The 19,400-nt window shown below is 31.9% G+C and carries 15 protein-coding genes and 1 other annotated feature; of the genes, 10 read left to right on the top strand and 5 right to left on the bottom strand.

From position 1 onward, the window contains the following. Positions 1-30 precede the first annotated feature (30 nt). The 3 genes from LQ609_RS03860 (at position 31) to ccpA (ending at position 3,207) form a co-directional block, all read left to right on the top strand. Positions 31-606 carry a YtxH domain-containing protein gene (locus LQ609_RS03860; RefSeq protein ID WP_107510002.1) on the top strand — a complete coding sequence of 192 codons (576 nt, stop codon included), beginning with the start codon at positions 31-33 and terminating at the stop codon, positions 604-606. A gap of 254 nt (positions 607-860) precedes the next feature. After that, positions 861-1,940 carry a bifunctional 3-deoxy-7-phosphoheptulonate synthase/chorismate mutase gene (locus tag LQ609_RS03865; protein ID WP_078357542.1) on the top strand — a complete coding sequence of 360 codons (1,080 nt, stop codon included), beginning with the start codon at positions 861-863 and terminating at the stop codon, positions 1,938-1,940. A gap of 277 nt (positions 1,941-2,217) precedes the next feature. Further along, positions 2,218-3,207 carry a catabolite control protein A gene (gene ccpA / locus LQ609_RS03870; protein ID WP_078357541.1) on the top strand — a complete coding sequence of 330 codons (990 nt, stop codon included), beginning with the start codon at positions 2,218-2,220 and terminating at the stop codon, positions 3,205-3,207. Between the two features lie 344 nt (positions 3,208-3,551). Here ccpA and LQ609_RS03875 read toward each other — a convergent pair whose 3' ends face one another. The 3 genes from LQ609_RS03875 to LQ609_RS03885 are packed head-to-tail and all read right to left on the bottom strand — an operon-like array spanning position 3,552 to position 5,984. Next, the gene (locus LQ609_RS03875) at positions 3,552-4,700 is read right to left on the bottom strand and encodes an acetoin utilization protein AcuC (protein WP_239734345.1); all 1,149 of its coding nucleotides are present in this window, start codon (positions 4,698-4,700) and stop codon (positions 3,552-3,554) included. Beyond that, the gene (locus LQ609_RS03880) at positions 4,693-5,337 is read right to left on the bottom strand and encodes a CBS and ACT domain-containing protein (RefSeq protein ID WP_078357539.1); all 645 of its coding nucleotides are present in this window, start codon (positions 5,335-5,337) and stop codon (positions 4,693-4,695) included. Before LQ609_RS03880 ends, LQ609_RS03875 begins: the two co-directional genes overlap by 8 nt. 11 nt (positions 5,338-5,348) lie before the next feature. Then, positions 5,349-5,984, bottom strand: a complete 636-nt coding sequence (locus LQ609_RS03885) for a GNAT family N-acetyltransferase (RefSeq protein ID WP_078357538.1) — start codon at positions 5,982-5,984, stop codon at positions 5,349-5,351. A 149-nt stretch (positions 5,985-6,133) separates the two neighbouring features. Between LQ609_RS03885 and acsA the strand changes: the two genes are divergently transcribed. Together acsA and LQ609_RS03895 are read left to right on the top strand one after the other, a co-directional pair. After that, on the top strand, positions 6,134-7,846 hold the full coding sequence (acsA, locus tag LQ609_RS03890; protein ID WP_078357537.1) for an acetate--CoA ligase: 1,713 nt from the start codon (positions 6,134-6,136) through the stop codon (positions 7,844-7,846). A 152-nt stretch (positions 7,847-7,998) separates the two neighbouring features. Beyond that, a complete protein-coding gene (locus LQ609_RS03895; RefSeq protein ID WP_107509793.1) occupies positions 7,999-9,666 on the top strand; it encodes a formate--tetrahydrofolate ligase in 1,668 nt (555 codons plus the stop codon). A gap of 52 nt (positions 9,667-9,718) precedes the next feature. Here LQ609_RS03895 and LQ609_RS03900 read toward each other — a convergent pair whose 3' ends face one another. Continuing rightward, complete coding sequence (locus LQ609_RS03900) at positions 9,719-12,169, bottom strand: transglycosylase domain-containing protein (protein ID WP_078357535.1); 2,451 nt, start codon at positions 12,167-12,169, stop codon at positions 9,719-9,721. Between the two features lie 100 nt (positions 12,170-12,269). Further along, positions 12,270-12,456 (top strand) — a binding site (T-box leader). Between the two features lie 52 nt (positions 12,457-12,508). On the opposite strand from LQ609_RS03900, the gene tyrS reads away from it, so the two are divergent. The 3 genes from tyrS (at position 12,509) to LQ609_RS03915 (ending at position 15,322) form a co-directional block, all read left to right on the top strand. Continuing rightward, positions 12,509-13,771 carry a tyrosine--tRNA ligase gene (tyrS, locus tag LQ609_RS03905; RefSeq protein WP_107509795.1) on the top strand — a complete coding sequence of 421 codons (1,263 nt, stop codon included), beginning with the start codon at positions 12,509-12,511 and terminating at the stop codon, positions 13,769-13,771. A 130-nt stretch (positions 13,772-13,901) separates the two neighbouring features. Beyond that, positions 13,902-14,480 carry a LemA family protein gene (locus LQ609_RS03910; protein ID WP_239734346.1) on the top strand — a complete coding sequence of 193 codons (579 nt, stop codon included), beginning with the start codon at positions 13,902-13,904 and terminating at the stop codon, positions 14,478-14,480. Further along, entirely contained in the window at positions 14,480-15,322 is an 843-nt protein-coding gene (locus tag LQ609_RS03915; protein ID WP_078357532.1) for a TPM domain-containing protein, read from the top strand. The genes LQ609_RS03910 and LQ609_RS03915 overlap by 1 nt, the downstream gene beginning before the upstream one ends. A 55-nt stretch (positions 15,323-15,377) precedes the next feature. Here LQ609_RS03915 and LQ609_RS03920 read toward each other — a convergent pair whose 3' ends face one another. Further along, the gene (locus LQ609_RS03920) at positions 15,378-16,625 is read right to left on the bottom strand and encodes a S1C family serine protease (RefSeq protein ID WP_239734347.1); all 1,248 of its coding nucleotides are present in this window, start codon (positions 16,623-16,625) and stop codon (positions 15,378-15,380) included. 164 nt (positions 16,626-16,789) lie between these two features. On the opposite strand from LQ609_RS03920, the gene LQ609_RS03925 reads away from it, so the two are divergent. Then, a complete protein-coding gene (locus LQ609_RS03925) occupies positions 16,790-17,419 on the top strand; it encodes a lysophospholipid acyltransferase family protein (RefSeq protein ID WP_239734348.1) in 630 nt (209 codons plus the stop codon). A 746-nt stretch (positions 17,420-18,165) separates the two neighbouring features. Further along, positions 18,166-19,281 (top strand): HAD family hydrolase, encoded by a 1,116-nt coding sequence (locus LQ609_RS03930; protein WP_239734349.1) that lies wholly within the window; start codon positions 18,166-18,168, stop codon positions 19,279-19,281. Positions 19,282-19,400: the final 119 nt, after the last annotated feature.

Here is a 19,400-nt window from a genome sequence, read left to right on the forward strand (position 1 = left end):
TTTCTTTAATTTAATTAGGAGGAAATAGAAATGGAAAATAAATATAATAGAGATCTATATACACATGGTTTAGAAACGTATGAAGCAGAATACGAAAAAAATACAAACGGTAGAGACTTTGTATTTGGAGTAGTATTGGGTACAGTTGTAGGTGGAATTGTAGGTTTACTACTTGCACCTAAACCAGGTAAAGAGTTACAAGGTGACTTAAGTGAAAAGTCTAATAAAATTTTAGATGACGTAAAAACAAAAACTGATGGCTTGAAAGAACAAGCACAATCTAAAGCTGAAGAGATTCGTACACAAGCTGAAGATAAAAAAGTCGAAGTAAAAGAAAAAGTTGAAGAAAAGAAAGTACAAGCAAACCAAAAAGCTGAAGAAGTTAAAACTCAAGCTGAAGAAAAGAAAACTGAAGCTAAGAAAAAAGCTGACGAAGTTAAATCAAAACAAGCTGAGAAAAAAGCTAATAAAGGCGTTGTAACAGCTGATGATGTTGCTAACGAAGAATTAAAAGCTCAAAAAGGTGCTATTAAATCAGAAGTAGAAGATGAAGATTTAAAAGGACCAAAAACAGTTGTAGAGAAAAAATCTTTCGATAAAAAATAATAGTTAGTAAATACTAACATTTAGAAGGCTGGGACAAATTAATTGTCCTAGCCTTTAATCATTATTTTGGACTGTTCTGCTCCTTTTTATATAACTTAAAGTATAGTATAATAGTTTGAATAATAAGAAATTTTTAAAAAATGAAATGTTAGGGTTGAATAGGCGCTTTTAAATTGTTATACTAACATCTAATTACTTATATATTTTATCGCTTTAAAGTATGTGAGTTAAATTGTTTACACGAGGTGAATAGGATGTCAAATGAATTAGAAAGTTTAAGAGAAAGAATTGAAGGTATTAATGATGAAATATTAGCTTTACTACAAGAGCGTGGTACTATAGCTAAAAAAATAGGTGAAGAAAAACGTAAACAAGGTACTCAAGTATATGATCCACAACGTGAAAAAGAAATGTTGAATCATTTAATTGATAACAATGAAGGACCATATAACGACAATACTATTAAGCAATTATTTAAAGAAATCTTTAAAGCATCAACAGACTTACAAAAATCAGAAAATGAAAAACATTTATATGTTTCTCGTAAGTTGAAACCAGAAGATACAATTGTACAATTCGATAATGGAGCTATTATCGGTAATAATAAAAAATCATTCGTATTTGGTCCTTGTTCAGTAGAATCACAAGAACAAGTTGACACAGTTGCTAAAGACTTAGCAGATAGAGGAGAGAAATTCATCAGAGGTGGCGCATTTAAACCTCGTACTTCTCCATATGATTTCCAAGGTTTAGGTGAAGAAGGATTAAAAATTCTTAAAAATACTAAAGATAAATACGGTTTAAATGTTGTAAGTGAAATCGTTAATCCATCTCACTTTGAAATGGCTGATGAATATTTAGACGTATTCCAAATCGGTGCAAGAAACATGCAAAACTTTGAATTATTAAAAGAAGCTGGTAAAACGAATAAGCCAATTTTATTAAAACGTGGATTATCAGCTACAATTGAAGAATTCATCTATGCAGCAGAGTACATTCATTCTCAAGGTAATAGTAATATTATTCTTTGTGAAAGAGGTATTAGAACATATGAAAAAGCTACAAGAAATACATTAGATATTTCAGCAGTTCCAATTTTAAAACAAGGCACACACTTACCTGTAATGGTAGATGTAACGCACAGTACAGGTCGTAAAGATATTATGCTACCTTGTGCTAAAGCAGCTTTAGCAGTTGGAGCAGATGGTGTTATGGCAGAAGTTCATCCTGATCCATCAGTAGCATTAAGTGATGCAGGACAACAAATGGACTTAAATGAATTTGATTCATTCCATAAAGAAATCGTTCAAGCAGCAAAATTATACGAAAAATAAATGTGATATAGTATTTCTATTCTCAATAAACTCTTCCAATCCGAAAGATAACACTTTGGGTTGGGAGAGTTTTTGTATTTATGTCATATGTTCATTCGTTTTCTGAAAAAGAATGAACAATTTACACTTTAAGAGATTTTATTGGAGCAATTATATCGACAACACTGTTATAATCTTTTATAATTGGTAATTGTGAGTTCGCTTTCATATATTTTGAAAACATTATGAAAACGTGCTAGAATGTACTAGAAAACGTTTTCAAAGATAGGAGGATATTATGACTGTAACAATATATGATGTTGCGAGAGAAGCTAAAGTATCTATGGCAACAGTTTCACGAGTTGTAAATGGTAACCAAAATGTTAAACCATCAACACGTGACAAAGTAAATGAAGTAATTAAAAGATTAAATTATCGACCTAATGCAGTTGCACGAGGATTAGCAAGTAAGAAAACGACAACGGTAGGCGTAATTATTCCAGACATTTCGAATGTATATTATTCTGAGCTAGCTCGAGGTTTAGAAGATATTGCTACTATGTATAAATATCATACAATTATTTCTAATTCTGATAATGATAGTGAAAAAGAACAAGAAATATTTAACAACTTATTGAGTAAACAAGTTGATGGTATTATTTTCCTTGGTGGTACGTTAACTGATGAAACTGTTGAACTTATTGATAAATCATCTGTTCCTGTAGTAGTATCAGGTACAAATGATAAAGATTCAAAGCTTGCTTCAGTTAATATCAACTATACAGAAGCTAGTAAACAAATTGCTGAAACACTTATTACTAAAGGTGCTAAGAAGTTCGCATTTGTAGGTGGAGGCTATTCTGAAAAAGCACAAGATGATGCTTTTAAAGGATTAGAATTAGCACTTCAAGATGCTAATCTTCAAATTGAAGATAATGCTAAATTTGTAGGCAATGAAACTTATAAAGATGGAAGTCGTGCTTATGAAGCTATTTCAAAAGAAAATCCAGATGTAATTTTATGTATAAGCGATGAGCAAGCTATTGGTATTGTCCATGCCGCTCAAGATGCAGGCGTTAAAATTCCTGAGGATTTACAAGTTGTAAGCTTTAACAATACGAGATTAGTTCATATGGTAAGACCACAATTATCTAGCGTAACTCAACCTTTATATGATATTGGTGCAGTTGGTATGAGATTATTGACTAAATATATGAATGACGAACAAATTGATGAACCTAATGTTATTTTACCTTATAGAGTAGAATATAGAGGAACTACTAAATAAATTTATATAAGAGGCTGAGACAAATTAATTTGTCTCAGCCTCTTATTCATAGAGTATCTATATTCACACAAGTCGTTAGAAGTGTGAATAAGGGCACCCATATTCACACAAGTCAGTAGAAGTGTAAGCAAGGGTAACTATATTCACACAAGTCGGTAGAAGTGTAAGCAAGAGTATCTATATTTACATAAGTCGAGAGAAGTGTAACTAAGAGTATCTATATTTACACAAGTCGAGAGAAGTGTAACTAAGGTCACCTATATTCACACAAGTCAGTAGAAGTGCAACTAACATTTATAAAAATAAGAGCAGAAATTCAATGTTACAATGAATTTCTGCTCTTTTTACATTTTAAACCAATCTAATATTCTCATTTTAGTATTGTTATTTTTTTCGGATATTTCCTTTTTTCTTGGTATTTCCATATAGCCTTCTTTTTCATCTATCCATGATGTTGCTAGTGGAAATGGAGCGTGTTCTTGATATTTTTCAATCCAAGTTTGAGGTATTGGTGTGTTTGGTGTTTGTAAATCATTTAATGCAAACCAAACATGTGACCAAGCTCTTGGTACAACTCGCCAAATATTATAGCCACCTCCACCAATCATGATTACTTTTCCATCGCAATATTTATCAGCTAAATTCTTAACGATATAAGGTATTTTATATAAAGTATCTAAAGTACAACTCAAATGTGTGAGTGGATCTAAGTAATGAATATCTACGCCATTTACACTTAAAATAACATCTGGTTTATAAGATTCACAAACTGCTTCAATTGTATCCTTAAAAACATCTATATAAGAATCATCTTCAGTATATGCATCCAGAGGGACATTGACAGTAGTACCGAATCCTTTACCATCCCCACGCTCAGTTAATGCGCCAGTACCTGGAAATAAATATCTTCCTGTTTCATGTATGGAATAGTTCATAACATCTTCATTTGTATAGAAAGACCATTGTACGCCATCTCCATGATGTGCATCAGTATCAATATACAAAACACGTTGCTTATACTTAGATTGCATATACTGAATGGCTACTGCACTGTCATTGTATATACAAAAGCCACTTGCTTTTCCTTTAAATCCATGATGTAAGCCACCACCTAAATGACAAGCTCTCGTAGCTTCTCCATTCATGACAGCATCTACAGCAGTAAGCGTTCCGCCAACAACTCTTGCGCTATTTTCATGCATATTTACAAATTGAGGTGTATCTTCGCTATTTAAACCATATTTGTCATATTCATCTATCGGTAATTCACCTTTGCCTGCCTTTTTAATTGCTTCTATATAATTCACTTCATGTACGAGTTCAAGTTCTTCATCTGTCGCCACTCTTGGAGCTATAATGTGTTCAGAAGTTAACACGCCTAAATCAATGAGAAGGTCGGTTGTTAACTTTAAACGCATTTGATTAAATGGATGACTATCAGAGAACCGATATTTCAATAAATCTTCCGAATAAACATATTTAACTTTAGTCATTTTTTATACCAAAAGGATAGATGACATGATAACCTTGTTCTTCTAATAGTTTATATATTTTTTCGGGATTCATTGATTTTACTCGTAACATAAGATATCTCTTATTAACATTTTGTTGATCAGCATAAGCAAGGACATTTAAAATATCGATATTTTGTTGTTTGAATATATGTGTTATATCATGAAGTGCACCAACTTTATCGTCAATATATACTTCAATGATTGAACCTGGCATTGTGACACCAGTTAGTTCTAAAAATGTGTTGAGCATATCTTTTTGAGTTACAATGCCTATTACTTTATTGTCTCTTATAACAGGAATTGAACCTATAGACATTTCATAGAAATCAAGTGCAATATCTTCTACGAAATCTAATGGGTGACAGCGTATGACATTGCGTCTCATTATTTTTGAAACAGATAAAGATAAGCTTTTGTTCGGCTCATCATCTGATAATATGCTGGGTAATGCCATTTTTATATCTCTATCAGAAATGATACCGAGCAGCTGATTATCTTCATCAACAATAGGTAAGTGTCTAATTTCTTTTTGTGTCATTAAAACTAATGCATCTTCAATGGATTTATCGCTTTGAATAGTCGTACAAGGTGATGTCATAATTTTTTCAACTAACATAATTTTACCTCCTAAAAGAAAAATCTATTCATAAATCTTAATTGATCAAATGCTTCCATTTGTTCTTGTTTAATATTTTTACCAATTCTAGCCATTAAACTATTTGCAGGATGACTTATAATTTCTGGGTCATCTGTAGCAAATACTTCTAAACCACCTTCAGCCATCATTTTATGCATAATTTTTTGATATTGGTACACATCTAAACCACTATTTTTCAAATCCCAATGCCAATAATATTCAGTTGTTATAACAATGAAATCTTCCATCTCCGGAGCTTTCATCGCTAACTTCAACATTTTTTTACCTAAGCCATACTTTCGATATTTTAAAGAAAGTTCTATTGCACCAAGCTCTAAAATATAGGGGAGATTGCCATCAGACCATCGCTCAAGTGGGTCTGGATAAAGATAAGTAGTATAGCCAATAATATGTTGATCTATGCGCGCAATGATGATTCTTCCTTCAGGTAGTTCGGCAATTTCAATAATAGCTTCAAATTGTTCTTTAGGAACTCTGAAACTATTTAAACCTTCGTCGAAAGTCATTTTCTTTAATTCATCTGAATTTACTGGACCTTCAATTATGATATTAATATCTTTATTATATGTAACAGTATCAGATAAAAAAGTTTTTAAGTGTTCCAATTTTGTACCTCCTTTCTATAAATATGATATTCTATATTTGTAAAGTTTATTTTGAATAATCAAATTTTTTTGAAAAGTATCATCTATTTATATTATAATAGAAATAGGCTTTATTGAAAACGATTACATTTATAAAAGGGGAGATTTAAATGAAAGTCGAAGTTTACGAAGCATTAAATGATAATTATAATCTTGCTAATTATGATGATGCAGTAAAAAATCATAATTGGGAAGATATTGAAAAAAATTTCAGTTGGAGTGAAACTGGAAAGATAAATATGGCATATGAGTGTATTGATCGTCATGTTGATAATGGTAAAGGGGACAAGATTGCACTTCATTATAAAGATCAGAATAGACAAGATAGTTATTCGTTTAAAGATATGCAAATCGCGAGTAATAAAGCTGCAAATGTTTTGAAAAATAAAGCAAACGTTAAAAAAGGCGATAGAGTATTTGTTTTCATGCCTAGAACGCCTGAACTATACTTTTCACTTTTAGGTACTTTGAAAATTGGCGCTATTGTTGGACCATTATTTGAAGCATTTATGGAAAAAGCTGTTAAAGATAGACTTGAAAACAGTGAAGCTAAAGTTATTATTACAACAAACGATTTAGTTGGAAGAATTCCTAAAGATGAATTACCTAACCTTGAACATATCGTTGTAGTAGACGATGAGGTAAGTGATGAATATATTGATTTTAATAAAGAATTTGAAAAAGCTGATGAAAAATTTGATATCGAATGGTTAGATAAAGAAGATGGATTGATACTACACTATACATCAGGTTCAACAGGACAACCAAAAGGTGTTCTTCATGTACAAGAAGCAATGGTTGTACATTATATATCTGGTAAATATGTCTTAGATTTTAAAGAAGATGATGTTTATTGGTGTACCGCAGATCCAGGTTGGGTAACAGGAACATCATATGGTATTTTTAGTCCATGGTTAAATGGTGTTACAAATTGTATCGTGGGTGGAAGATTCTCTCCAGAAGGTTGGTATGAATTTATCCAAACTTATGGTGTAACAATTTGGTATACTGCACCAACAGCTCTAAGAATGTTAATGGGTGCGGGTGACGATGTTGTTAGTAAATATGACTTATCATCTTTAAGACATGTATTATCAGTAGGTGAACCGTTAAATCCAGAAGTCATTAAATGGGCTCATAAAGTATTTAACCATAGAGTACATGATACTTGGTGGATGACTGAAACGGGTGGACATATGATTGTTAACTATCCATCTATGGATATTAGAGCAGGTTCAATGGGTAAACCTCTACCTGGTATTGAAGCTGCAATAGTTGATGATCAAGGTAAGGAATTACCACCTAACAGAATGGGTAATTTAGCATTGAAAAAAGGCTGGCCTTCAATGATGAGAACAGTTTGGAATAACCAACCTAAATATGAATCATATTTTATAAATGATGAATGGTATGTATCAGGTGACTCAGCTTATAAAGATGAAGATGGTTATTACTGGTTCCAAGGTAGAGTTGATGACGTTATTATGACTGCTGGTGAGAGAGTAGGACCATTTGAAGTTGAATCTAAACTAGTTGAGCATCCTGCAGTAGCTGAAGCTGGGGTAATCGGTAAACCAGATCCAGTACGTGGTGAAATTATAAAAGCCTTTATCGCTTTAAGAGAAGGATATGAAGAATCTGATGAACTTAAAGAAGAGATAAGAAAATTTGTTAAAGAAGGATTAGCTGGACATGCAGCACCTCGTGAAATTGATTTTAAAGATAAATTACCTAAAACACGTTCAGGTAAAATTATGAGACGTGTATTAAAAGCATGGGAATTAGATTTACCTGCTGGTGATTTATCTACATTGGAAGATTAATTTTTATGAAAGTTGAGGCTGAGACAAATTATTGTCTCAGCCTTTATCATGATATTAGTAGTGGTAAGTTAAATTGATTTTTTACAATTATTTGTTTATTCTAAAGTTGAGATACTTATAATTTGTAATATAAATTTAAGGAGTGAACAATATTGAGTCATTTATCAGATTTAGAAATTGCAAAACAAAGTACATTAAGACCGATTAATGAAATTGCTGAAAAGGTAGGAATTCCTCATGATTCTTTAGAACCTTATGGGCATTATAAAGGAAAAGTTGATATTACAAAGTTAAAAGATATAAAAGAAAAAGGAAAAGTTGTATTAGTAACAGCATTGAGTCCAACACCAGCTGGAGAAGGTAAATCAACTGTTACAGTAGGTTTAGCTGATGCATTCAATCAATTAAATAAAAATGTAATGGTAGCATTAAGAGAACCTTCGCTTGGTCCAGTCTTTGGAATGAAAGGTGGCGCTACTGGTGGAGGTTATGCGCAAGTACTACCAATGGAAGAAATAAATTTACATTTCAATGGAGATTTACATGCAATAACTACTGCAAATAATGCACTTTCAGCCTTTATTGATAACCATATTTATCAAGGTAATGAGTTAAATATAGATTCAAGACGAATAGAATGGAAACGTGTACTTGATATGAATGATAGAGAATTACGTCAAGTAGTTGTTGGGCTTGGTGGGCCAACTCGAGGTGTTCCAAGAGAAGATGGATTTGATATTACAGTTGCATCTGAAATAATGGCAGTATTTTGTTTATCGAATGGTATTAAAGATTTAAAAGAAAACTTAGCAAACATAACTATCGGTTATACAGTAGATAGAAAGCCTGTAACGGTTCGTGATTTGAAAGTAGAGGGTGCATTAACACTAATTTTAAAGGATGCAATTAAACCTAATATTGTTCAAACTATTGAAGGTACACCTGCATTTGTACATGGTGGCCCATTTGCAAATATAGCACATGGTTGTAACTCGATAATCGCAACAAATACTGCTAGAAAATTAGCAGATATAGTTGTAACAGAAAGTGGATTTGGCTCTGATTTAGGCGCAGAAAAATTCATGGATATTAAGACTCGTAAAGCAGGATTTGATCCAAGTGCTGTCGTAATAGTAGCTACGATAAGAGCCTTGAAAATGCATGGTGGTGTTGAGAAAAATGAACTTAAAAGTGAAAATGTTGAAGCGGTTAAAAAAGGCATAATAAACTTAGAAAGACATATTCAAAATATTAAACAATTTGGTGTTGAACCCGTAGTTGCAATTAATGCATTTATACATGATACAAAAGAAGAAGTTCAATATGTATTAGATTGGTGCAAAGAACATGAAATAAAAGTTGCACTGACTGAAGTATGGGAAAAAGGTGGAAAAGGCGGAATAGACCTTGCAAAAGAAGTATTACGTGTCTTAGAAAAACCACAACAATTTTCACCAATTTATGATTTAGATATGTCTATAGAAGATAAACTAGAAACAATTGTTCAGAAAGTATATGGTGGAAGATCAGTTAAATTTAGTGATAAAGCTATAAAACAACTTAAAACGATAAAGGAAAATGGATGGGACAAATATCCAGTATGTATGGCTAAAACACAATACTCATTTACAGATGATCCAAAACAAATCGGTGCACCTTCAGACTTTGATATTACAATTAGAGAATTATCACCAAGAACCGGTGCAGGTTTTATCGTTGCGTTGACTGGAGATATCATGACGATGCCAGGTTTACCTAAAAAACCAGCAGCATTGAATATGGACGTTAATGAAGATGGATCTGCAGTAGGGCTATTCTAATTTAAGATAAAAAAAGAGCTGAGACAAATTAATTGTCTCAGCTCTTTTGTGTTTAGTCGCTACTTGGTGGTGCTGTACTTGTACCACTGGATGGCTTGCTGTCAGAACTACTAGATTTACTGCTAGATTTGTATGACCAAGCTTCTTTAGAGTTTTTAGCAACTTTTTCTTTAGGTTTAACTTTAGATGATGTGTTAGGATCAATTGCTTTACCTAAACGTTTCATTACATAATCTGATTGTATATCTTTGTTAGATGTATCTACCTTATCTGAAATTAATGTAGAAGGTGCTTTAGATTCACCGCTACTACAACTATCTGTAGAATTAGTATATTGGCAAATTGTATCTTCTTTTACCGTACTTGGTTTTGTGAATTCACTATCATATCCAAGCTTTTCTCTATCAGTAGTAGATAATGCGTTAACCATATCTCTCCACATAAATAATTGATAATGACTATCTTCATCGAATGAAATTGGTTGATCATAACCCATCCAAATACCTAGTGTTACTTTTGGTGTATATCCAACGAATAAACTATCTTTAGCATCTTGTGATGTACCTGTTTTACCAGCCCAGTTACCATCAAATGAATCTTTAATTTGGTAACCTGAACCATCATCAAGAACGCCTTTCAAGATATCTGTTGTTAAATATGTTGTTGATTCACTAAATATACGTTTTGGATCTTTCTTATGCTGATAAATAACTTCGCCATTACGTGATTTAATAGATTCAATCATGTAACTGTCATTATATTCACCTTTGTTTGCTAATGAACTATAACCATTTACATCTTGTTCTAATGTAAAGTCAGCTGTACCAAGCGTAAGGGCTAATCCATCTTGAACATCTTCAGGTATAGTCATACCCATTTTATTTAAGTTTTCCCATGGTTTATAGTCTTGTACATTACTATATAACCTTAAAGTACTTAAGTTTAATGAGTTTCTTAATGCATAATCAACTGTTACTGGACCAAATTCTCTTCTATCATAGTTATCTGGGGAATAGCCAAGATAATCGAATTTTTTGTCGAGTAAAGCAGTATTTGGAGTAATTAAACCATTTTCAAATGCCGGTGCATAAGTTAATAATGGTTTCATAGTTGAACCTGGTGAACGTTTAGCACTAGTAGCATGATTAATTTGTGATTTTTCGTAATCTCTACCACCAACAAATGCTAGGATTTTACCAGATTGATTTTCTTTTAGAAGGGCACCGACTTCATGTTGGAATTCTTTAGAAGCTTTTTTACCTTCACTATTTGTATAATCTGCTTCTCTATCCCATGAGTAACTACCTGAATTATTTTTTACGTCTTGAATCTTATCATACATGTCTTTTTCAATTGTTGTATCAACACGATAACCTTCAGTACGCATTGCTTGATTAGCTTTTTCTGTATATTTCGTCATAAGTACTGGCGTTTGGTCCAATTCTTTTTTAGAAATATTATCATTTTTAGCTAAATGATACTTAAGAATATCAACTGTACGATTTTCAACTTCTTCAGTTAAGAACGGATATTTTTGGTTTGGTTCTTCAACTTTATCAACAAATGCTTTTTTTATGTCAAAATCTAAAGCTTCATCGTATTCTTTTTTAGTGATTTTATCTTCTTGATACATTCTTTTAAGTACATAGTGCTGACGATTTATACCGAATTTTAATGATTCATCATCTTTCAAATCACCATTAGGTAAGAAAGGTGTGTAAGTATATGGGTTTTGTGGTAATCCGGCAAGATATGCTGACTCTGCCACGCTTAATTTTTTAGCTGATTTACCAAATACACCTTGTGCAGCAGCTTCAATACCTGCAATATTCGAACCATTTGAATTACGACCGAATGAAACGACATTTAAATAACTATCGATAATTTCATCTTTTGATAAGTTCTTTTCAACATTCATCGACAGTAACATTTCTTTAGCTTTACGTTCAAAAGATGTTTCATTTGTTAAAAGTTGGTTCTTAACAAGTTGTTGCGTTAATGTACTACCACCAGAAGAATTAGCACTGCCCAAAACTTCTTGCACAGAAGCTCTAAGAAAAGCTTTTGGAACAATACCATTATGGTTATAGAAATCTTCATCTTCTGTTGAAATAAGAGCATTCTTAACATTGTCACTTATTTCATTTCCTTTAATAACATCCCTTTGGACATCACTTTTTAATCGGCCAAGTGACTCTCCAGAACCAAAATAAACAGACGTACTTTCCGTCATTGAATAAAGTTGTTGCTTCATATCTTTTTTTGACATCACTTTTTCATCTTTGACAAGTCCTGCGAAGTAACCGCCACCAATACCCAAGCCAAGTGCTAATAATAAGCAACTTATGAATATAATAATAAAGAATAAATTGCTTATTACATTATATGTAGTGTGGAATATTAATTTTGGAGACCATTTTGTTTCTTTAAAAGTATCTTTATACTTCTTACTTGAACGATTAAATTGATCTTTGAATTTGTTTTTAGACTGATTTGAACTCAAATTTTTACCTCCAATCTAATCATCATTATTATAACATATATGTATTGTATTGACTTTTAAAAAAGATAGCTTTATACTTTGTAATTAATTGCATAAGGTAACGAACTAAAGGAGAAGTAGTTGTTATATTCTTTTTAAGAGAGTCAGTGGTGCTGAGAACTGATAAAGCGATAATGATGAATACACCTTTAATAAATGTTCGACGTTTTAATGTACGTAACATTAATGAGCGATGATGTGTTTAACATCATAAGTATGGTGGTACCGTGTATTCAAGCACCCTTACATTTTTATGTAAGGGTGCTTTTTTATATTATATTTTAAGAGGAGGAATTAGTAATGGCAAATGCACTTATAGAAGATTTAAAATGGAGAGGTTTAATTTATCAACAAACTGATGAACAAGAAATTGAAGAATTATTGAATAAAGAATCTGTCAAAATATATTGTGGAGCAGATCCAACTGCTGATAGTTTACACATTGGACATTTACTGCCTTTCTTAACTTTACGAAGATTTCAAAATCATGGACATACACCTATTGTATTAGTAGGTGGTGGTACTGGTATGATTGGTGATCCTTCTGGACGCTCAGAAGAAAGAAATCTACAATCAGACGAACAAATTGAAGCAAATGTACGCGGAATTATGAATCAAATGCATAAAATATTTGATTTTGAAGGTGATGATTCTGCAATTTTAGTTAATAATAAGGATTGGTTAAAAGAAATTGATTTAATTTCATTCTTAAGAGATTATGCTAAATATGTTGGTGTGAATTACATGCTAGCTAAAGATTCTGTGAAATCGAGATTAGAAACAGGTATATCATACACTGAGTTCACTTACATGATTCTGCAAGCAATAGATTTCGGTTACTTAAATCAAAATTATGATTGTAAAATGCAAATTGGTGGTTCTGACCAATGGGGCAATATAACAACTGGATTAGATTTAATGAGAAAAATGTATGGTGATACTGAAGCTTACGGATTTACAATTCCATTAGTTACTAAAGCAGATGGAAAAAAATTCGGTAAATCTGAATCAGGTACTGTATGGTTAGATAGAAGTAAAACATCAGCTTATGAACTATACCAATTTTGGATTAACGCTCAAGATGCAGATGTCGTGAAATATTTAAAATACTTTACTTTCTTAGATAGAGAAGAGATAGAACGACTAGAAAAAACAGTTGAAGAAGCACCTCACTTAAGAGAAGCACAAAAAGTGTTAGCTGAAGAAATGGTAGGATTCATCCACGGTAGTGATGCAGTTGAAGAAGCAAAAAGAATTACTGATGCACTATTTAAAGGTGATATCAAAGCATTGACTAAATCAGAAATTGAAGAAGGTTTCAAGGATGTACCTACAGCACAAGTAAGTTCTGAAACTGTACAATTAGTTGATTTTATTATTGAAGCTGGTGTTTCACCTTCTAAGAGACAAGCGCGTGAAGATATTAATAATGGTGCCATTTACATTAATGGTGAACGAATTCAAGACGTTAATCATGAAATAACAAGTGCAGACAAAATTGATGATGAATTTACAATCGTAAGAAGAGGTAAGAAAAAATATACAATGGTTAAATTCTCATAATATTAACAATAAAAGCGCAATAGATAAATTTATTTATTGCGCTTTTTTCTATATTCAATGAACTGTACTAACATGGAATTTATTGTATAATAAAATTGACATATGAAATTAATGAAAAGGAGAAAATTAAATGAAAAAATATTTAGGACCTATTATTGCTGTAGTAGCAGTAATCGTGATTTTAGGGGTCATTATGATTGGACCATATAATAGATTAGTTGGTTTAGAAGAAGAAGCGGATAACTCTTTATCTAATATAGATAATCAATTACAAAGACGTGTCGATTTGATACCGAATCTAGTTGATACTGTTAAAGGGTATACTAAGCATGAAGAGAAAGTTTTCAAAGATGTTTCTGATGCACGTAGTAAATTAGCTGGTGCAAATTCACCTGAAGAAAAAGCAGCCGCAAATGGTGAAGTAAATAGTGCATTAAGCCGTTTAATCGCTATTAGTGAAAATTATCCTGATTTAAAAGCTGATAAACAATTTACTGGATTAAGAGATGAACTAGCTGGAACTGAAAATAGAATTGCAGTAGCTAGAAAAGATTATAATGAATCCATTAACGAATACAATCAAGCTACGCGTAGATTCCCATCTAGTATAGTAGCAGGTTTGTTTAATTTCGATAAGAAAGAATATTTCCAAGCAAAAGGTGAAGCAAAAGATGCACCTAAAGTTGACTTCGGTGGAGATGAATCTTAATGACATCAATGTTTAAACGTTTCTGTGTTTTGTTTATTATAAGCTTTTTTTCACTAAGTTCTACAATACAAGCGGCAGATGAAAAGTTTCCTAAGCTTGAACAACCTGTATTTGTTCAAGATCATGCAAACTTAATCAGTGATGAAAGTAAAGATAAAATTAGTAAAAAAGGTCAAAAATTACAAGATGGTACTGATGCAGATATCTTACTCATGACGATGAAGTCAATTGGACAAACTCCTCGTCAAGATTATGCTTTAGAAGCCGGTAGACATTATAAAGTTGGAGATCAAAAGCACAATAGAGGTATTGTTATATTACTTAATATGGATAACGGTAATGAATATAATAATAGAGGTATTGATATTGCAGTTGGTGATGGCTTAGAAGGTGTGCTGAATGATTCTAAAGTTGGTGAACTTATTGATTCCAACTTTATGCCATACCAAAAAAAGGCTGCTAAAACGGGCGATGCTAAAAAAGCAAAAGCATATTATGATCAAGGTTTGACGAAATTATATGATGCCGTCTGGGATGAAATTGCTAAAAGTTATGGTTACGACGGTAAAAAATTCACTGAAAAAGAACCTCAAAGTAGTGGATTAGGTAAAATTCCATTTGTATTTTTCATATTATTTATCATAGTGTTCTTCATTATCTACTTTAAAAATGGAGGAGGAAAACCTCCTAGAGGTGGTAATGGAAGAGGTACAAGAAGAGGAATGGCTGGTCCATTTATATTTGGAGGATCATCAGGTAGTTCTGGTGGTGGATTCTCCGGAGGCGGAAGCTTCGGTGGTGGAGGCGGATTCTCTGGTGGTGGAGCTGGCAGAGGATTCTAAATACTATAAAAAAATCCTTCTAAGTTAAAAGTAAACTTAGAAGGATTTTTTTAATTTAATTTTGTTCTTTTAAAGTGATTTTAGTACTATGTTCTTTACCATCTCTTATATATTTCATAGTAATTTTATCACCAGGTTTTTTCTCATTATAGATATAATTTTTTATATCTGAAACTTCAGTAACATCTTTATTATCAACTTTAGTGATAACATCATCTTTTTTAAGCCCGTTGTTTGCTTTTTCATCTACCTCTGAAATGTATACACCTTTGTCAGTTGTTAATTTTAATTCTTTTCTATATTGACTTGGTATATCTTCAATAGATATCATACTAATTCCAATATATGGTCTCGTAACTTTACCATCATCCATTATGTCTTTAATAATGTTGTTTACTTCATTACTTGGTATTGCAAAGCCAATACCTTCAACATCAGGACGTGATATTTTCATGGAATTAATACCGATTAAGTTTCCGTTTAAATCAATTAAAGCACCACCAGAGTTACCTGGATTTATAGCTGCGTCAGTTTGTATGACTGTTGCTTCTGTTACACCGTCAGAAGTTTGTACATCCATTGTACGTTCTTCAGATGAAATAATACCTTGTGTAACACTGTTTGCAAATTCTACTCCTAATGGATTACCAAGTGCAAATACTGTTTCACCAGCTTTAACTTTAGAAGAATCTGCGAATTTAATTGGTTCGATATTATAATCGCCATCAATTTTTAAGACAGCTAAATCAGTCATAACATCCGTTCCTACAAGTTCAGCTTTAACTGATTTATCGTTATGAAGACGTACTTCAATTTCATTGGCACCCTCTATAACATGATTATTTGTAACAATATAAGAACTGTTATCACTAGATTGATAAATCACACCAGTACCAGTACCTGACTCTTGTGGATCACTTGATTCACCCGAACTTTTTCCACCAAAGAATGATTCAATTCCGCTAGCTTTTTGTTTGTTAATAACACCAACAATAGATGGAGATACATCTTCAATCATTTTAGATACGGATTTATTACTTGATTTATTATCTTTTATATTACCGCCTTTTTCATTAGCCGGTGCTTTCGTTATATTCGCTTCGTCATTGTAGTTATTAACGACATCAATAATTTTAGTACCACCTATATATAAAACGAGTATTAAGACTGCACCAATAATCCCCGATAAAAAAGGTATCAGGCAACTTTGATACCATGGTATCTTATTTTTCTTCTTATAATAATAATCATTCGAAGATGTTTGATTTAAATTTGAATTGTCGCCATTTTGATTCTGATCCATTCTAATCCCTCCTAAAAAACTCCATAAAATAATTATTATAGATATTGCATTAAATTGCCAATAATATGATGTATTTAATTGTTACAATATTTTGTATGAAAACTTGTGACTCAAGTATTAGAGTGATAAAATATGAATATCATTAAGAAGAGAGTGATCATTAAATGTATAAATTTGCTAGTACTGTTTTACATGTTGTTTTCCAAAAGTTCGGTAAACAACTTGTAAAAATAAATAAAGAGAAGGTTCCTGAAGAACCATATGTCGTTACTTGTACGCATACAGGTTATGTTGAAGTTATAATGTTAGCTTTAAGTTTATATCCTACTGAAATCAATTATATGGCAAAAAAAGAATTATTCTCTAAAAATTGGTCGGATAAGTTTTTCCATTCATTAAATGCTTTTCCAGTAGATAGAGAAAAGCCAGGACCAAGTACACTGAAAATTCCTGTTAAATTACTAAATCAAGGTAAAAGTGTTGGTATTTTCCCTTCAGGACATAGAGCAGAAACAGGAGAAGCACCATTAAAAAGAGGTGCCGCAACAATAGCTGTATTAAGCAATAAACCAATTGTACCTGCAGCTTTCGAAGGTCCTAAAAAAGTAAAATCTATCTTTGGATTTAGACAGAAATCATTTGTTAAATTTGGGGATCCTATTGATCCTAGTACATTTCCAAGTGAGTTAAAGAAAAGTGAAAAAATAGCAAAAGTTATGGAATTATTAGAAGAAAGAACGAATACATTACAAAAAGAAGTTACATATATAGCAAATAAAGCTATGGACAAGTAATGTAATACAATAAAAGATTTCGGGACATATAGCCTCGCTCAAAATAAATAAGCATATCACTTAACTGATTTTTTAAAGTTTACAGTGATGTGCTTATTTTTTATGGAGTTTACGATTTTGTACGTGCATGCTTGCCTAGGGGTATGGCTCGAGCCTGTAGTCTCTCACACATACTATTCCCTCTGGCGTCAGCACTTACAAAATCGGTGGAAATATTTATTTTTGTACAAGTTTACGATTTTGTACGTGCATGCTTGCCTAGGGGTATGGTTCGAGCCTGTAGTCTCTCACGCATACTATTCCCTCAGGCGTCCGCACTTACAAAATCGGTTGTAGTATACATTTTTATACGCATTCTTACTGAGATTATACTAATAAGAGGAACAGTAAAAGCAGTTCTAAGTAAAATTGCTGATAAGAGGTGCGTTAAAAGCAGTTCTATGTAAAATTGCTGATAAGAGGTGCGTTAAAAGCAGTTCTAGGTAAAATTGCTGATAAGAGGTACGTTAAAAGCAGTTCTATGTAAAATTGCTGATAAGAGGTACGTTAAAAGCAGAACTAGGCAAAATTGCTGATAAGTGGTACGTTAAAAGCAGATCTAAGCAAAATTACTGATAAGAGGCGCATTAAAAGTAGAACTAATTTATGTAAAGCGTTTACATCCTCAAGATGCTTTAATTGTACTGTTTTCAATTTGAAACTATGCTAAAATTATAATCAGAATGTTCAAAAAATGGAGGCATATTATGAAACAAGTATTATTTGATGTAGATGGTGTGTTTTTGAGTGAAGAAAGATGTTTCGATGTATCAGCGCTGACTGTTTATGAATTATTACATAGTCAATCATTTCTGAATTTAAAAAGCTCAATAAGTTTAGAGAATTTAACGGAAAATGATATACAGCAAATTAGAAAAGATATGTTTATTGATGACAAAATTTTGAATCAATTAAAGTCTTTAGGATTAAATTCAAATTGGGATATGCTTTTTATTGTAATAAGTACTCATTTAATTGAATTGTTAAAAAAAGTAGAAGGTTCAAAATTAGATCTCAGTAACGATAATTTCAGTGAAGCAACATTAAAAGATTATGCAAACAAACTTAATGGGGCGCAAATTAAAATTGAAACGCCGTTACAATTTTTATCTAAAGCAACATCAGGTAAAGAAAATATTTATCATGATTTAATTGCTTTTGCAAAAGAGGAACTTAACGTTGAAGATGCTTCAATTTTTGAACTCAAGAGTAAATTCTGGGATATTGCTCAAGAAGTATATCAAGAGTGGTATTTAGGTACAGAATTATATGAAGAAGTAGAACATAAAACAGCTAGAACAACATATAAGAATGGATATATTAAAGAAGAAGTTGTTTTAGCAGATATTGATAAGGTTACACAACTACTCGAAGATTTAAAACAAGTCGGATATCAAATAGGTATTGCTACAGGAAGACCGAGAACTGAAACATTAGTACCGTTTGAAACAATAGGGTGGTTAAAACAATTTGATGAATTTCACATTGGTACTGCATCTGAAGTGCTGAATGCTGAAACAACATACCCGGAACACAAACCACTTGGTAAACCGAATCCATTTAGTTATTTAATTGCCAATAGTGGTAATGATTCAGAGAAATATTTAACATATATTCAGAATCAAAAAATGATTTTTGAAAATGAAAACATATATATTGTGGGTGACTCATTAGCAGATTTATTAAGTGCTAAGAAGACAGGGGCCACTTTTATAGGTACATTAACAGGATTAAAAGGTCAAGCAGCTAAAGCTGAATTAGAGTCTTATGACGCAGATTATATTGTAAATAATGTATTAGATATTAGAAATATTTTATTATAAAAAAGTAAAAATAAAAGACTTGGACATAAATGTCCTAGAAATTTATAAAGAGCAGAAATTCATTATTAAATTGAATTTCTGCTCTTATTTTTTATGAAAATCATTCACACTACTACCGA

The organism is Mammaliicoccus sp. G-M28 (genome assembly GCF_022386595.1).
Lineage (GTDB): Bacteria > Bacillota > Bacilli > Staphylococcales > Staphylococcaceae > Mammaliicoccus > Mammaliicoccus fleurettii.

Excerpts from the sequence above, each read along its gene's own strand:
- LQ609_RS03865 (WP_078357542.1), top strand. The coding sequence starts at position 861 with ATGTCAAATGAATTAGAAAGTTTAAGAGAAAGAATTGAAGGTATTAAT.
- LQ609_RS03925 (WP_239734348.1), top strand. The coding sequence starts at position 16,790 with ATGTATAAATTTGCTAGTACTGTTTTACATGTTGTTTTCCAAAAGTTC.
- ccpA (WP_078357541.1), top strand. The coding sequence starts at position 2,218 with ATGACTGTAACAATATATGATGTTGCGAGAGAAGCTAAAGTATCTATG.
- LQ609_RS03915 (WP_078357532.1), top strand. The coding sequence starts at position 14,480 with ATGACATCAATGTTTAAACGTTTCTGTGTTTTGTTTATTATAAGCTTT.
- acsA (WP_078357537.1), top strand. The coding sequence starts at position 6,134 with ATGAAAGTCGAAGTTTACGAAGCATTAAATGATAATTATAATCTTGCT.
- LQ609_RS03875 (WP_239734345.1), bottom strand. The coding sequence starts at position 4,700 with ATGACTAAAGTTAAATATGTTTATTCGGAAGATTTATTGAAATATCGG.
- LQ609_RS03910 (WP_239734346.1), top strand. The coding sequence starts at position 13,902 with ATGAAAAAATATTTAGGACCTATTATTGCTGTAGTAGCAGTAATCGTG.
- LQ609_RS03860 (WP_107510002.1), top strand. The coding sequence starts at position 31 with ATGGAAAATAAATATAATAGAGATCTATATACACATGGTTTAGAAACG.
- tyrS (WP_107509795.1), top strand. The coding sequence starts at position 12,509 with ATGGCAAATGCACTTATAGAAGATTTAAAATGGAGAGGTTTAATTTAT.
- LQ609_RS03920 (WP_239734347.1), bottom strand. The coding sequence starts at position 16,625 with ATGGATCAGAATCAAAATGGCGACAATTCAAATTTAAATCAAACATCT.
- LQ609_RS03930 (WP_239734349.1), top strand. The coding sequence starts at position 18,166 with ATGAAACAAGTATTATTTGATGTAGATGGTGTGTTTTTGAGTGAAGAA.
- LQ609_RS03880 (WP_078357539.1), bottom strand. The coding sequence starts at position 5,337 with ATGTTAGTTGAAAAAATTATGACATCACCTTGTACGACTATTCAAAGC.